The 15,372-nt window shown below is 59.1% G+C and carries 13 protein-coding genes; 8 read left to right on the forward strand and 5 right to left on the reverse strand.

What is annotated here, in order from left to right; translation table 11 throughout:
• Nucleotides 1–85 precede the first annotated feature (85 nt).
• Nucleotides 86–793: a hypothetical protein gene (locus Q4E11_RS05970; RefSeq protein WP_303164393.1), complete on the forward strand. Its 708-nt coding sequence runs from the start codon at nucleotides 86–88 to the stop codon at nucleotides 791–793.
• The gene (locus Q4E11_RS05975; protein WP_303164394.1) at nucleotides 793–2,433 is read left to right on the forward strand and encodes a DNA polymerase Y family protein; all 1,641 of its coding nucleotides are present in this window, start codon (nucleotides 793–795) and stop codon (nucleotides 2,431–2,433) included. Before Q4E11_RS05970 ends, Q4E11_RS05975 begins: the two co-directional genes overlap by 1 nt.
• Before the next feature lie 34 nt (nucleotides 2,434–2,467).
• On the opposite strand, the gene Q4E11_RS05980 is transcribed toward Q4E11_RS05975, so the two are convergent.
• Nucleotides 2,468–3,148, reverse strand: coding sequence for a hypothetical protein (locus Q4E11_RS05980; protein ID WP_303164395.1), 681 nt, complete (start codon nucleotides 3,146–3,148; stop codon nucleotides 2,468–2,470).
• Between the two features lie 164 nt (nucleotides 3,149–3,312).
• Between Q4E11_RS05980 and Q4E11_RS05985 the strand changes: the two genes are divergently transcribed.
• Nucleotides 3,313–4,224, forward strand: a complete 912-nt coding sequence (locus Q4E11_RS05985) for a sucrase ferredoxin (protein ID WP_303164398.1) — start codon at nucleotides 3,313–3,315, stop codon at nucleotides 4,222–4,224.
• 14 nt (nucleotides 4,225–4,238) lie between these two features.
• Here Q4E11_RS05985 and Q4E11_RS05990 read toward each other — a convergent pair whose 3' ends face one another.
• The 3 genes from Q4E11_RS05990 to Q4E11_RS06000 all read right to left on the reverse strand — a co-directional run bounded on the left by Q4E11_RS05990 (nucleotide 4,239) and on the right by Q4E11_RS06000 (nucleotide 6,880).
• On the reverse strand, nucleotides 4,239–4,871 hold the full coding sequence (locus tag Q4E11_RS05990; RefSeq protein ID WP_303164576.1) for a methionine ABC transporter permease: 633 nt from the start codon (nucleotides 4,869–4,871) through the stop codon (nucleotides 4,239–4,241).
• Nucleotides 4,872–4,936: 65 nt separating this feature from the next.
• A complete protein-coding gene (locus Q4E11_RS05995) occupies nucleotides 4,937–5,977 on the reverse strand; it encodes a methionine ABC transporter ATP-binding protein (RefSeq protein WP_303164399.1) in 1,041 nt (346 codons plus the stop codon).
• A gap of 36 nt (nucleotides 5,978–6,013) precedes the next feature.
• On the reverse strand, nucleotides 6,014–6,880 hold the full coding sequence (locus tag Q4E11_RS06000) for a MetQ/NlpA family ABC transporter substrate-binding protein (protein ID WP_303164400.1): 867 nt from the start codon (nucleotides 6,878–6,880) through the stop codon (nucleotides 6,014–6,016).
• 246 nt (nucleotides 6,881–7,126) lie between these two features.
• Here Q4E11_RS06000 and Q4E11_RS06005 point away from each other — a divergent pair, with 246 nt between their 5' ends.
• From Q4E11_RS06005 to Q4E11_RS06025, 5 genes are read left to right on the forward strand one after another with little or no spacing between them, the layout of a single operon-like run.
• Nucleotides 7,127–10,357, forward strand: a complete 3,231-nt coding sequence (locus Q4E11_RS06005; RefSeq protein WP_303164401.1) for an error-prone DNA polymerase — start codon at nucleotides 7,127–7,129, stop codon at nucleotides 10,355–10,357.
• A gap of 18 nt (nucleotides 10,358–10,375) precedes the next feature.
• Nucleotides 10,376–12,301 (forward strand): S9 family peptidase, encoded by a 1,926-nt coding sequence (locus Q4E11_RS06010; protein ID WP_303164402.1) that lies wholly within the window; start codon nucleotides 10,376–10,378, stop codon nucleotides 12,299–12,301.
• A gap of 14 nt (nucleotides 12,302–12,315) precedes the next feature.
• The gene (locus Q4E11_RS06015) at nucleotides 12,316–12,843 is read left to right on the forward strand and encodes a tRNA (cytidine(34)-2'-O)-methyltransferase (RefSeq protein ID WP_303164403.1); all 528 of its coding nucleotides are present in this window, start codon (nucleotides 12,316–12,318) and stop codon (nucleotides 12,841–12,843) included.
• Between the two features lie 58 nt (nucleotides 12,844–12,901).
• A complete protein-coding gene (locus Q4E11_RS06020) occupies nucleotides 12,902–13,762 on the forward strand; it encodes a bifunctional methylenetetrahydrofolate dehydrogenase/methenyltetrahydrofolate cyclohydrolase (protein WP_303164405.1) in 861 nt (286 codons plus the stop codon).
• Between the two features lie 60 nt (nucleotides 13,763–13,822).
• Entirely contained in the window at nucleotides 13,823–14,191 is a 369-nt protein-coding gene (locus tag Q4E11_RS06025; protein WP_303164406.1) for a DUF3017 domain-containing protein, read from the forward strand.
• Nucleotides 14,192–14,202: 11 nt separating this feature from the next.
• Here the strand turns inward: Q4E11_RS06025 and Q4E11_RS06030 are convergent, their stop codons facing one another.
• Nucleotides 14,203–15,339, reverse strand: a complete 1,137-nt coding sequence (locus tag Q4E11_RS06030; RefSeq protein WP_303164407.1) for a homoserine O-acetyltransferase — start codon at nucleotides 15,337–15,339, stop codon at nucleotides 14,203–14,205.
• Nucleotides 15,340–15,372 lie beyond the last annotated feature (33 nt).

Consider the following 15,372-nt stretch of genomic DNA (forward strand, 5'->3'; position numbering starts at 1 on the left):
GAATGTTCGAGCAGGGCTTTTGGGAAGGCTACTGCTGTACTGCGGGATAACTCGGGGATAACAACGAGATGAGGTGGAACGAGAAATGACAACGGCGGTTGGCGTTGCTGCCGGGCAATCTAAAGAACAGACTATTGCCGCGTTGCGGCAGGCAATGGCTGCGCAGTCTGGCGGGATGGCGTCCAGTGAAAGCTTTGGGTTCGGCGAGGCCCTGCCGGTGCCAGCTGCTTTGGAAAGCGCTTTGGCAGGAGCGGTGCGAAAAGGGGCGGTCAGTGTCATTGAGCAGCCGGGTGCAGTATTGGCAGGTCTTATTGCGGAAGCTACCAAGACGGGGCATGTGGCACTGGTCGGTGTTGCAGAACAAGGGTTGCTCGCCGTTGCAGAGTTGGGTGGGCAGTTATCGAACATCATCTGTGTGCCAGATCCTGGTATGCAGCCACTTGAGGTGATTGGGCTGCTGGCGGAAGGTGTTGATTTGGTAGTGGCTTCATTGGCGCGGACCCCAACGCCGTCGCAGGCTCGTCCACTGCAGGCACGTCTGCGTACAAGTGGTTGCGCGCTAGTCTTTGTCGGGGCTCAGTGGCCGGGAGCTGCCGCAACAATTTCTAGCTCTGTCGTAGATGTTTCCGGTCTGGGCGCAGGGTGCGGGCGGATTCGAGCGGTGGACTACCACGTCAATGTGTCGGGGACACGCTTTCCACGGCGCCAGTGCAGCTGGCGGGTAGGAGAGCATGTTGGAGAACAAGTGGTACAGGGCAACGTGGTGGCGTTTCCCTCGCGGAGGCGGGCGTAATGGCTGAAGTAGATCACAACCGTGTGGTGGCGCTGTGGCTGCCGGATTGGCCGGTGCAGGCAGCGCATTTGGCCTCTGCGACAGCGCAGGCGGATCCTCTCAGCCCGGTGGCGATTGTGGGCGATAGCGGGGTGGCAGCGTGCTCACCCAGTGCGCGCCGCGCCGGGGTGCGGCGCGGGCAGAGTCGTCGTCATGCGGAAGCGCTGTGTCCGCAGCTAGACGTTGTGGAGGAAAGCGCGGTGCGTGATGCCGCGGAGTTTGAGCCGGTGATGCAACGGTTGGAGGCCGTGGCCGCCGGGGTTGAGGCGCTGCGACCAGGCCTTGCGGTTGTGGCAGCGCGCGGGGTGGTGCGCTATTACGGCGGGCAGGATACGGCTTTGGAAAAACTGCTCGACGCTGCAGCGGTGCCCGGTGTGGACTGCAGTTTGGGGCTCGCGGACGATATTGTGACGGCCATTTTGGCAGCTCGGCGGGGAATATTGGTGGCTCCGGGAGCCCAGCAGGGCAAGAGGTTTCGGCAGGGAATTTCCTTGGTGGAGCTTATGGCAGAAAGTGCCTTGGGGCTGCCCGCGGAGCTTGCGAAAACATGGCAGGAGCTGGGCTTGCGCACATTAGGAGATGTCGGTGCGCTGCCCAAACGGGACGTGGCAAACCGGTTTGGAGCTCAAGGTGCCAGGTGGCATGACTTGGCCTGTCATGGGGAAGTTCGGCTGGTGGCACCGCGGTCCCTGCCGCCGGGGTTAGAGGTGACCTATCAGTCCTGGGAGACACCTCTGCGCCGGGTGGATGAGGCCTCATTTGTGGCGCGCTCTTTGGCGGCGCAGCTTCATGAGCAGCTCTTTGAGCACGGGTATTCGTGTTATCGGCTCGCGGTGGTGGCGCAGTTTAGTGATGGCTCTGAGATACGCAGAGTGTGGCGCTGTGCTGAGCCGCTGGCGGAGCAGACTACGGCGGACAGGGTTCGCTGGCAGCTTGATGGGTGGCTGAATAACAGGAATCGGCAGCAGCCACAGATGGATGATAGCGGCGTGGAAATTGCTGATGATGACGGCCGTGGAATCGTCGAGTTGCGCCTAGAGCCCATGGATGTCGTTGCTGCCGGCACCGTGAAACAAGATCTGTGGCACGGCAGTGATGATGCGTTAGCCAAAGCTCGCCGAGCCGCCGAACGCGTACAGGGTCTGCTGGGGCCGGAGGCCGTACAGCAGCCGGTCATGCAAGGAGGACGTGGGCCAGCCGAGCGGGTGGGCTTTGTCGCTTTCGGGGAAAAGCCCAAAAACGCAAAAAGTGCCGGGGGAAATCAGCCGTGGCCAGGTGCAATTCTTAACCCCAATCCGGCGATAACTCCAGTGGCTGCAAACGCAGAGGTGGATGTACTGGATGCCAGCGGGCAGGCCGTGGGCGTCACCGGGCGGGCGACCATGACAGCGGAGCCAGCGATGGTGCGCCGTGGGGCACAGACCTACCGCGTGTCATCGTGGGCGGGACCATGGCCCATCGATGAACGCTGGTGGGTGCCAGATGAAGCTCGTCGGGCAGCGAGGATGCAGGTCCAGGTGACGGCGACTGATGGAAAGGTCGTTGCCTGGTTGCTCATAGGGCATGCCGGGGCATGGAAAATCGAGGGTGCCTATGAGTAGGCGATAGGTAGTTGGCAGGTAAGGCGTAGGTGAATTACTTCGACTGGAAGTCAATAACCAGACGGTTCGGGTTGCTCAGTGGGAAGACCTTGAAAGGAGCCTTGTCGCCCTTGAGACCGACAATGTACTGAGACTGCCCCTCGAAGGTGCCCGCACCGACGACTTCCTGAATAACAGAAGTTGAGGTTGGCTTCACCGGACCGGCGGGGAAGTCCTCCATCTGGAAGTCAAAGGGGTAGCCCATGCCACGCAGGTTAATGACCAGCTTGGCAGCACCATCGACGGAAACCGGTTTGCCAGATCCCTGCTGAGTTGGGACATCTTCATAGCGGACGAAGTATCCCGGCGTTCCCTCACCCTTGAGCTCAAACACAATGCGGTCGTAGCCATCGTGAGAACCAACGCGGACATCTTCGATGCCCAGGTATGCACCGTCAGACGGAGTGGCTTCCGCAGAGGAGATTGTGAAATCGCCGTCCGGTGCAGCGTCATCATCCATGGTGGTACTTGCTTCGGAAGACGAACTAGTGGAGCTGTCAGAGCTGCTCGACAAATCAGAAGTGCCAGCGGTCGAGTCAGTCTTCATTGACACCGCAGCAGCTGAATCTGAGGATGAGTCAGGCGAGCACGCGCCGATAGCCAGTCCCAGTGCCAGGCACAGGGATGCCACGACACCAGTGCGTACGCGCGAGGCACCCAGTGAGTTCGTATTCATATGCCTGACGGTAGGTGCGCATTTACGGAATTTCAACAAGCTGAAGTGTAAAAGTGCAGGTTAAAAATATTCGTTGTAAAAGTGTTGCAGAATAGTAATAAAACAGGGGGTGAATACTGCGACCTACGACACAGTATTTGGTGTCCTCTATTACGCTTAGCCTTATGAGCCAGGCCAAATTTGATACCACCTGTTCCGCTCAGGCTGCTGAGCCGCTTCCGGGCACTGCCAAGCCCGCCAAGCTCTTCATTGCCTTGGAGCACCAACTTGGTTGGTCACACGACATCCTCGATGGTGGCGTGTGGGGAGACGAAATCACTGGTCGAGTCGAGGCCTGGTTGGAAGAGCGCGGCGGCGTGATGCAGCTAATCCGCAAACCCGGCCGCATTGGGCAGCAACCGTGTGATGGCGTCAATGTCTATATCGCACACTGCACCGAAACCGACGACTCAGAGATCTTCCTCGAGCACCGCATGGTCGCAGATGTCGAAGACCTGATGACGCTGGATATTCGTCTCGGCCAGTCCACGGAAGGGGCTACTCGCCTGGATCATCCGCTGTATCTGATTTGCACGCATGGCAAGCGCGACCGCTGCTGTGCAATGAAAGGTCGCCCGCTAGCTGCGGCGATGCACAATCTTTTCCCGAACATGGTGTGGGAGACCTCGCACTCGAAGGGACATCGCTTCGCGCCGGCAAGCATTCTCCTGCCATGGAACTACAGCTTCGGGCGGCTCAGCGCAGTCGATGCGAAGGGAGTCGTCGACGACGCACAGCAAGGAATTGTGCATGCGGAAGGCTGCCGTGGCCGTGGCATCTACACCCCGCCGGCACAGGTCGCGGAATTGGCTGTGCGTCGTGAAGCAGACGCGTGGGGCGTGGACGATATCGCGCGCATTGATGTCGACGGCACGACTGCTGTCGTCGCGCTTGACGACGGCACCAGCGAGCGCGGCGGGGTCGTGGAATATGAAGTGGCCCTGGAGAAAATCATCACGGAAGGTGTGGTGTCTTCCTGTGGTGATGCTCCAGGGCCAAAGAAGGGCTGGGCTGCTGTCGGTGTGACTCGACGCTAGCCGGTAGTGCGCGGCTACCTGCGCATAATCTTCTTCGAAAGCCAGTTGCCGAAGATTTGCGCCAACTGGACGATGAAGATGATGACCAAGGTGGTGACCAGGGTGACATTCCAGTCAAATGCCTGGTAGCCGTAGGTAATTGCAAAGTTACCCAGTCCGCCACCACCGATGTAGCCGGCCATGGCTGACATGTCGACCACGGCAATGAAGGCGAAGGTGTAGCCCAGGACCAGGGGACCGAGGGCTTCCGGCACGATGCCCGTGCGGATGATGCGCCAAGGGCCAGCACCCATGGCACGCGCAGCCTCAATAACGCCGGGGTCAATGGACATCAGGTTCTGCTCCACCAGACGCGCAATGGCGAAGGTGGCGGCGATGGACATGACGAAGACTGCAGCCTCGGTGCCGATAGTGGTGCCGACAACGCTCTTAGTCAGTGGGCCGATAGCCGTGACCAAGATGATGAACGGAATCGGGCGGACGAAGTTAATCAGGACATTGAGAACCTGGTAGACAAACTTGTTGCGCAGCACGCCGCCGTCGCGGGTGGCGTAGAGCAGCACACCGATTGCCAGACCGGCGACACCGCCGATGAGCATGGCGACGCAGACCATGTAGAGAGTCTGACCGAATGCCTCACCCAGCATTGGCCCGAGGCTATCCCAATTGGTGTCCTTACCACTTACAGATGGCAGGGAGTTTAAGAGATTAATCATGATGCAAGCTCCTCTACCTGTGTCAATTCGGAAATAGCAGCAACGGCGGCATCGAAGTCAGGGGAGGGGCCATCCGCCAGCGGGGTCAACCGCAGGGTGAGACGACCGTAGGACTTCGTCTGCACATTGGCGACGGCACCATGCGCCACCGAGGCGGCCACGCCGTGGGCACCAGTGGCCTGTGCCAGGGCACCGAGGTCTACCCCGTCGTTGATGGTGATGGTGACCAAGCGAGCCGATGCACTCTGCACGGATTGGTTGAGCGAATCGCGCTCGCGGCCAATCGGAGTGTCGCGCAGAGCCGTGGTGGCAAAGCGGCGGCCAACCTCTGTCTGTGGGTTGGCAAAGACTTCGTGAACCGTGCCGGTTTCCACGATGCGGCCTTTCTCCATGATGGCCATGCGGTCGGCGATGCCGCGCACCACCGACATGTCGTGAGTAATCAGCACGATGGTGACACCCATTTCACGATTGATGCGACGCAGCAGATCCAGGACACCAGCGGTAGTTTCCGGGTCGAGAGCCGAGGTGGCTTCGTCGGCAAGCAAAAGCGTTGGCTCGGTGGCGAGCGCGCGGGCGATGCCGACACGCTGCTTCTGTCCGCCCGACAGCTGCTCGGGGAAGGACTCCGCCTTATCGCCGAGACCGACGAATTCCAGCAGTTCCTGCGCGCGGGCGCGGCGCTTTGCCTTTGGCATACCGGCCAGCTCCAGCGGGTATTCAACGTTGCGAATCGCGTTGCGCGAGTGGAAGAGGTTGAAGTGCTGGAAAATCATGCCGATATTGCGGCGCAGGCCCCGCAGCTGACGTTCGGAGATGCCGACGATGTCGGTATCGTCGAGCAGAACCTGTCCCGAGGTGGGCTTTTCCAGGCCGTTAATCATGCGGATGAGCGTTGATTTTCCGGCACCGGAATAACCGATGACGCCGAGGATCTCACCGGGTTCAACGGTTAGGTTGATGCCGGCGAGCGCGGTGACGTCGCCGAATTGCTTGTTCAGCTCGCGGAATTCGAGCTTCGTTCCCTTATTGGTCACGAGTGAATCAGTACCCCTTGGTCTGTGGCAGTGACGTTAGTTCTGTTCGCGCTGCTGCTTTTCGACGCGCGCCAGAATATCCTGCAGTTCCTTTGCTGGACGGTCAACTGGAACCGAGGTGCCCTTGGAGTCCTCGGCCACTGCGTCCTGGACCTCCTTGGTGTGCCAGATCTTGGACAGCTCCGCGTACTTCGGGTCATTGGCGTTTTCAGCCTTGGTGACCAGCACGTTGATGTACGGCTCTGCCTCCTTGGAGTTCGGGTCATCCTGGAAGATGGCAGTGTTCGGGTCAATGCCAGCGCGGTCCAAGAAGGAGTTGTTGATAATGGCCGGCTTGCCCTCGCCGTAGGCGGCCGGAGTCTGAGCGGCGTCCACCGGCAGAACCTTGACGGTGGAGGCGGCCTCGTCGATATCAGCCGGAGACGGAGTCAGCAGGTCATCCTGCTTCAACTTCAGCAGACCCGCCTGGACTAGCACATTAATGGCGCGGCCCTGGTTGGACGGGTCATTCGGGATGGCAACTTCGGTGCCCTTCTTCAGCTCATCAACCGACTTGTGGTCCTTCCAAAACAGAGCCAGCGGGACGATTTCGGTGGAGCCAATCGGAGTCAGATCCGACTTTGCGCCCACGTTGTACTCAGCCAGGAACTTGATGTGCTGGAAGAGGTTGACATCCAACTGGCCCTCATCGAGTGCGCGGTTCGGAGTCTGGTAATCGGAGAAGTTCTGAACATCCAGGTCAATGCCCTGTTCAGAGGCCTTCTGCTCAAAAACGGTCCAGGCCTTCTTGCTGGCATCCGTGGTGCCAATGCGAATGGCATCATCCGAGTTGCCACAGGCGGTAAGGCCAGTAGCGGCGAACGCAACGGTAAGAACGCCTGCGGAAAAACGCTTGAGATTCATTTAAGGGGTCTCCTTCTAATGAGATTTGTTACATGAACTTTTAATACAGAACTAGACCAAGCTGTCTTTAATTCTGGGGTTAAGGCTAGCACTCGCCCAGGTAGCGCTGAAAATCTGCCGTGAACTCGGAAGCGTCAGGCGGACTGGATTGTGATTTACAGATGGTGTGTGGGGGTGAACTCAGTCACAAATAGTAATCGAAAATATGTTTGAAATCTATCCGGGGCGTGAGTTACTGTTCGAGGCATGGAAAACATCTCGGACGGGCAGTCGGGGAAGGTCAACCGGCCTTTGAGCTGGTCGCGGATTGAACGTATTCTATCGGGAAAATTTTTAGGAAAACTACAGCCCAATGCCAGTTTTAATGGTTGGCGCGGACAACTGACAGACCCTATCGTGGGGGCGTTTGAATCGCCGACGGACGGCTCTGGTGGAACCTCCGTTTCACCTGCGGAAATTAGGGTCGAATTGCACTGTCGTTCGAGTTACTCTTTTCTGTACGGCGCATCGGATCCAGAAGAATTGGTGTCTGAGGCCATGCGTATGGGGTTAAACGTGCTGGGTCTGGCGGACCGCGATGGTTTCTATGGAATCGCTCGTTTTGCAGAGGCTGCAGCAGAAGCTGGGCTGGCGACCATTATTGGGGCAGAGCTCAGCCTGCCGCAGCGTCCGCTCACCGTGCTTGTGCGCGGTCCAGAGGGCTACCGCCGTCTGAGCCGTCTTCTCTGCCAGGCACACATGTCCTCAGGGGAGAAGTCCGTGGTGCAATACCCTGAGTTATCGCAGTTGGGGCAGGCGGCAGGCGGGTACTGGCAGGTGCTTGCCGACGTAAGCTGGGTCGACGACCTCGAAGAACTCATTGCAGCTTTCGGGGTGGAGAATGTGGCTCTTGAGCATCGAGTGAGTCCCACCGCTCAGGCGGCCGATGACACCGACCGGCTCATAGCAGCGGCGCAGCAGTACGGCCTGCGGGAAGTTATTTCCTCGGCTGCCACAGCGGCAGATCCCGCAGCTAGTCGGCTTGCTGGGGCAAAACAGGCATTGGCCGTGCGGCAGAGTCTGGATGATTTTGAGCCGTGGTTAGAACCTGCGGGTGGGGCCTGGCTGCGCTCGTGGCAGGAGCTAGCTGCGGCAGCGCAGCATGTGGGCCCACACGTGGTGCGCAATACTCAGCAAGTTGCGTCAGAGTGCGCTTTCACGCTCGACCTCATTGCGCCGCAGCTGCCACGCTGGGAGGTCCCAGAGGGACATGATGAAAACTCCTGGCTGGCAGAAATTGCGCGCGCTGGTGCACGTCGGCGCTACGGTCCGGTGGAAGGCGCTGGGGAAGGCTCCATCCAAGCCCGTGCTTGGGCGCAGCTGGGCCATGAGCTGAAAGTCATTCGCGAGCTGGGCTTTCCCGGGTATTTTCTCATTGTTCACGATATTTGTGAGTTCTGTCGTCGCTCCGGCATCCTGGCGCAGGGACGCGGTTCTGCCGCCAACTCGGTGGTGTGCTTTGCGCTGGGAATTACAAATGTCGATCCGATTAGTGCGGGGTTGTTGTTCGAACGGTTTTTGTCACCAGAGCGCGATGGGCCGCCGGATATTGATGTTGATATTGAATCAGGCCGCAGAGAAGAGGTCATTCAGTACGTCTACAAAAAGTATGGGCGTGATAATGCAGCGCAAGTCGCCAACGTCATTACATATCGGCGACGCGGTGCCTTGCGCGATGCCGCACGGGCACTCGGATACTCCCCAGGAGTGATTGATGCATGGGTGAGTGACAGAGAAGCAGAAACGCCTGGAGTTGTGCAGCAGTTGGCCAACCAGCTTCGCGGTCAACCTCGCCATTTGGGAATCCACTCTGGTGGCATGGTGATTTGTGACCGGCCGATTGCTGATGTCGTCCCTGTGGAATGGGCGCGGATGGAAGGCCGCTCGGTGGTGCAGTGGGACAAAGATGATTGCGCGGCAGCCGGTCTGGTGAAGTTCGATCTGTTGGGGCTGGGCATGCTGGAAGCCATTCACCACTGCATCGACTTGGTCTATGAGCAGCATGGCCGTCGCGTAAATCTCTGGGAAATTGATGTCACCGAACCTGAGGTCTACGAGATGCTGGCGCGGGCGGATGCGGTGGGAGTATTCCAAGTGGAATCGCGCGCGCAGCTGGCCACATTGCCCAGGTTGAAACCACGGAAGTTCTTCGACCTGGTGGTAGAGGTAGCGCTGATTCGCCCCGGCCCTATTCAGGGCGGCAGTGTGCATCCCTATATCCGGCGCCGAAATGGGCTCGAGCCGGTGACGTATGAGCATCCGGTGCTGGAAAAGTCTTTGGGAAAAACCCTGGGAATCCCACTTTTTCAGGAGCAGCTCATGCAGATGGCTGTTGATGCGGCAGGTTTTAGCGGTGCAGAGGCGGACTCCCTGCGCCGCGCGATGGGGTCAAAACGCTCAGTAGCCAAAATGGAGGCGCTGCACGCACGTTTTCTGGAGGGCCTGCGCCAAACTAGCGGCATTGGTGCAAAAGTCGGTGAGCAACTGTGGAACAAGATTGTGGCATTTGCCGCCTATGGTTTTCCCGAGTCGCATGCGCAGTCCTTTGCATCGTTGGTGTACTTCTCCGCGTGGTTTAAGTACCACTACCCAGCGGAATTCTGTGTGGCACTGCTTCGCGCGCAACCCATGGGCTTCTACTCACCGCAGTCGCTTATCGCTGATGCCCGTCGGCATGGTGTGAAGTGCGATGGCCCGGACATTGCTGTCTCCGGTGTGGAAGCCAGCGTGATCGACGGCCGAATTCGGCTGGGGCTCGGTGGCATTTCAGGGGTGGGCAACGAGGTGGCTGAGCGCATTGTCGCAGCTCGGCCATATGTTGACGCAGCTGATGTGGCGCGCAGAGCTCGGCTCAATGTCGGGCACATGGAGGCATTAGCTCGCGCAGGAGCGCTTGCATCGCTGGGGATTGACCGTCGTCAAGCACTGTGGGCGGCGGGTGTTGCGGCGACGGAAAGTGAGGGCATGTTGCCGGGGCTCACGCTTGTCGACGCACCTGCGTTGCCCGGTATGACAGAGTTCGAGCTCGCCGCTGCGGACCTTGCAGCCACGGGCGTTACCCCAGGTGAGTATCCAGTGGCGGCGCTGCGGGAGGATTTGCAGGCGCGAGGAGTCGTGCCCGCTGCGGAATTGAAAGCGGTGCCTGACGGTACGCGAATAGAAGTCGCAGGAGTGGTGACGCATCGGCAACGCCCGCGGACGGCCGGCGGTGTGACATTTTTGGGCATGGAAGATGAAACAGGGCTGGTCAACGTGTTGTGCACGCCGGGACTGTGGAATCGGTTTCGGCCGGTAGCGCTCAATTCGCGGGCATTAGTGGTGCGTGGCATTGCGCAGACGGCATCGGGTGCGGTGACTGTTGTGGCTGATCGATTGCTGGATATGGCAGAGGCGTTGGGTAGGCCCGTGGTGGCAGGTCGCAGTAGAGATTTCCGGTGAGCACTAGAATGGATTGTCATGCGCCAGACCTATGAATCTTCACTAGCACCGGATGGGCGTGCGATTGCCTTCATTGTCCGGGATAGTGGCTATCCGCATGCGGTCCAGCAGGAGATCACGCCCAATGGGCTGGGGGAGGAACGAACAGTCCGTCTTCCAGTGGAAGGCCCTGTGACAAGGGTGCTGCACTCCCCGGATGGAAAATGGATTGCCTGTGAGGTCTCTCCACTGGGTACCGAGCGGCTGCAGACGTGGCTGGTCTCCACAGATCCTGCCGTCGACGGTGCCCGTCCGCTGCGGATGGATGCCGATATGCGTGCCACGCTGGTGGAATGGGACAACGAGCTGCTGGCGATGAATGCGGTAGACGCCAAGGGCATCAACTATGCGCGTTTGGTCAATCCGACGAACTCGAAATATGAGGTCATCGATAGGCGGACCGACAGTCAGCTGGTGGCGGCAGAGAATGGGTTCGGCCTGGTCCGCGTTGGTCCGCGTGGGCACCGCGAATTGATGTTGGTCGGCCCGAATCAGCAGTGGCAGCCTCTCCTTCCCACGGATCCGGGGTCGACTACGGACTTTGGTGTGTTGCTTGCGCATCCGGGCAAACCGAAGTTGACGGCATTCGTGCTGTCAGATCATGGCGCTGAGCAGCGTCGGATTTTACGGTTGGGAATCACTCCTGCGGGAGATGTCGCGGATGACCCGGAGTCACCAATTCTGGATATGAAGGTCGGCATCGATGTGGATGTCGAAGAGTTCATCGGCAATCCCGACCAGGATGTCGAGGAATTTGTCATCAGCGAGGATGCATCGACTGCTGCGATCTTGTGGAATAGCGGTGGAGTCAGCACCTTGGAGGTACTGACACTGGGCATTCAGCCACAGACTGATGACCTGCGCGTTATGGTGCGTCGCAACGTGGAGCTGCCGGGTATGGTTGCGCGCGAGTTGTCTATCTCGGGAGATGGCGAGCTGATTTCGCTGACCGTGGAGGGGCCCGGATTGGCGCCTACGGTGGAAATCCTGCGCAATATCGGTGGTGTCATCGAGCCACTGGATGCCGAGCGCAGTGAGCGGATTTTGGCGCTGGAGGAGAAAAACCTCGAGACTATGCCCGCGCCGGAGTTGGTCTACTTTGTCTCTCAGGATGGGCTGGAGCTATCCGGCTGGCTTTATCTGCCAGAGTCGCTGCGCAACAACACCTCAGAGAGCGCTGACGAAGGCCTGCCGCCGGCGTTTATTCACATCCACGGAGGCCCAGAACTCCAGGCTAAGCCCATTCACCACGACATTCTGGCTGCCATCGTGGAGGCCGGCTATGTGGTGTTCACGCCCAACCTGCGCGGGTCTTCAGGTTCGGGTCGTGCCTTTGAGCATGCCGGTGACCGCTATGGACGATTCGCCGCTATCGGAGATATTGCCGCTGCACGCTCCTTCCTTGTCGATGCGGGCCTGGCAGATCCGGAGCGTATCACCCTGGGCGGTCGTTCCTACGGTGGCTTTATGTCCCTGCTGGCATCTGCCTGGTACCCGGATGATTTTGCAGCCATTATCGATGCCTGTGGCATGACCAGTTTTGAGACCTACTACCAATCCACGGAACCTTGGCTGGCGCAGGCGGCATTTCCTCGCTACGGCTACCCGTACCAGGATGCCGAGCTGCTGCGCGATATCTCGCCGCTGCACCGAGCAGAGGAAATGAAAGCACCGACGCTGTTCATCCATGGTGAATGGGACACCAACGTGCCGCCACGTGAATCCGGTCAGATGCGCAATGCCCTGGATGCCTATGGCGTGCCCACTGACTTCCTGGTGGTAGAAGGCGAAGGCCACAAGTTCTCCAAGCCCAAGAGTCGCGCCCTTATCGGCGAGACCATCATTGCCTTCCTGGCTGATCACGCCATGAAGACAGACCACGCCATGAATGCTGAAAAGCAGTGAAAGAAACACAAGAAATGAATTCTTCGAAGCCAAAAGCTCAGCAGGACCCCGCCGAATGGATTGGCAACCATACCTGCCACGTGATGTTTGACCGGCCGGTCATTCCACCAAACACCGGCAATGCGATTCGCATGTGCGCGGGCTCTGGTGCGATGCTGCATCTGGCCAAACCGCTGGGCTTTAACTTTGATGACAAGAATCTGCGTCGCGCCGGGCTCGATTACCATGACCTCGCCGACGTGCTCATTCATGAGTCCATCGATGAGGCCCTGGAACTCTTCGCCAGCCGCGGCAGCCGTATCTTCGCGTTTACCGCACACACCGACACCTGGTACACGGATATCGAATACGCCAACACAGATGTGTTGCTCTTTGGCCCAGAACCAACAGGGCTCGCCCCCGAGGTATTGGAAGATCCGCGAATTACACAATTGGTGCGTATCCCGATGCTGCCTGCACGTCGCAGCATGAATCTGTCCAATGCCGCTGCCGTGGCCGCCTATGAGGCGTGGCGTCAGCAGGGCTTTGCCGGTGGGAAATAGGAAAATTTAGTGGGGGCGGAGGTGGGAATAGAGCTGGCCTGTGCCTAAGATGAATGCCATGGCAGCGACAAAGCTTGATGGAAAACTCTACCGAGACGAAATCTTCGAAGACCTGACAAAGCGCGTTGAGCGTTTGAAGGCGGCAGGCCACACCCCGGGTCTGGCCACTGTGCTGGTGGGCGATGACCCCGGTAGCCATTCCTACGTGAAGATGAAGCACCGCGACTGTGAGCAGATTGGTATCGCGTCCATTCGCCGTGACCTTCCGGCTGACACCACGCAGGAAGAGCTCGAGGCAGTCATCACCGAGCTCAATGAGAACCCGGAGTGCACCGGCTACATCGTTCAGCTGCCACTTCCGAAGCACCTCGATGAAAACCGCATCCTGGGTCTGATTGACCCGGATAAGGACGCCGATGGCCTGCACCCAGTTAATTTGGGCAAGCTCGTTCTCAATGAGCCGGCTCCGCTGCCGTGCACCCCGAACGGCTGCATTCACCTGCTGCGTCGCTTTGGTGTCGAGCTCAACGGCGCAAAGGTCGTCGTCATTGGTCGCGGTGTTACCGTTGGTCGCCCAATCGGTCTGATGCTCACTCGCCGTAGCGAGAACTCCACCGTGACGCTCTGCCATACCGGCACCAAGGATCTCGCGGCAGAGACCCGCCAGGCCGACGTCATCATCGCTGCTGCAGGCGTGCCGCACATGCTCACCGCCGACATGGTCAAACCAGGTGCTGCCGTGCTCGACGTGGGAGTTTCGCGTGTCGACGGCAAGCTGGCCGGTGACGTTGCCGAGGACGTGTGGGATGTCGCAGGTTACGTATCCCCGAACCCGGGCGGTGTTGGCCCGCTCACTCGTGCCTTCCTGGTTCGCAACGTTGTTGAGCGCGCCGAGAAGCTGGCCGGTCTGGCCGACTAGTCAGAGGCTAGCCAGACTAACCAAGCAAAAAGGGACTAAAAGGGGACAAAAGTGCCTGTAGTGCCGAAAAGGGAAATTGCAAAGCGCGCGCGGCCTGAAGATCTACCAGATCCGAAGTTAAACCCGCACAGCCCGGAGACTCCGCCCCCGGGAGCGTTCTGGCCCAAGTGGGCGCAGTACACAATGTACGGCCTGCTCTTTTTCGGTATGTCCGCATTCGTCGTATTCCTGGGACTGGAACGGTGGCGTCGTGCCACCTTCATGCTGGGAATGACAATGATTCTGCTCGGCGTTGCCAGGCAGTATCTGCCAGATAGTATTCTGGGTATCTTTTCTGTGCGATCCCGCACCTTTGACCTGTGGTTTTGTTCTTTGGTCGGCGCGGGAATCGTCTTCCTAGCAGTCAGCGTGGATGCGCTGGGCAGCTAATCACAGCGCCACTAGCTGACATCCTTAGCGAGGAAGTCACGCACAATCGTGTCCACTCGCTCAAACTCGGTCAAGAATCCGTCGTGTCCCACGGCGGATTCAATCATTTCTAGCCCCATGCAGTTGCCCAGGTTACGGGCAAGGTGCTGCTGCTGGTGGAAGGGGTAGAGAATATCGGTATCCACGCCAGCGACCATCGTCGGCACGGTAGAGGAGTGAAGCGCCTCGTTGAGACCACCTCGACCACGGCCAATGTCATGACGGTTCAGCGTATCTGTCAGCACAACATAGGAACCGGCATCGAATCGGCTGGCCAGCTTCGCCGCCTGATGATCCAGGTAGCTCTCCACCTGAAAACGATCTGCAGTTCGCATCGGCCCCAATGGATTTTCGCCCTGCTGCGCGGCCGCACCAAAGCGATCATCGAGTTCCAATTCGCCGCGGTAGGTCAGGTGCGCGACACGGCGAGCAAAACCCAAACCTCGAGTAGGACTGACATCATGCTCGTAGTAGTCGCCACCATGCCAATGCGGGTCGGACTCAATGAACTGAATCTGCGCGGACTGAATACCAATCTGCCAGGCAGAAGCACGCGCGCCGACGCACATCACCAATGCCTTGCCGACGAAATCAGGGTGCATCAGTGACCACTCCAGTGCGCGGGCACCGCCGAGCGAACCACCGATGACGGCCTCCAGGTGAGTAATGCCCAAAGCCTTTAGCGCCAGGTGCTCGACTGTGACGGTATCCCTCACAGAAATAGCGGGGAAGCGAGAACCCCATGGTTTACCATCATCTGGATGCGGACTCGATGGGCCAGTAGTGCCACGACAGCCGCCAATCACGTTGGTGCAGATGACGCAGTATTGGTCAGTATCCAACGCACGTGCTGAACCCAACATGCCATTCCACCAACCGGCGGTCGGGTGATAGTCATCAGCTGGGCCGGAAGCGTGAGCATCGCCGGTCAACGCGTGCTCGAGGAGGATGACGTTCGAGCAGTCGTCGTTAAGCCGACCCCAACGCTCAAACTCAACGGTGACATCCTTGATGACAGCGCCGGCTTCGGTGGTGACATCGCCAATAAAGACACGCCCCGGCTCGCCCTCGGGTGGGAGGGAGACCGGGGTAGACGGGGAAAAGCTCATGGTCTATAGACTACTGAGTCTGCATTCGGTGCG

It is taken from the genome of Corynebacterium sp. (assembly GCF_030532195.1).
Taxonomy (GTDB): Bacteria; Actinomycetota; Actinomycetes; order Mycobacteriales; family Mycobacteriaceae; genus Corynebacterium.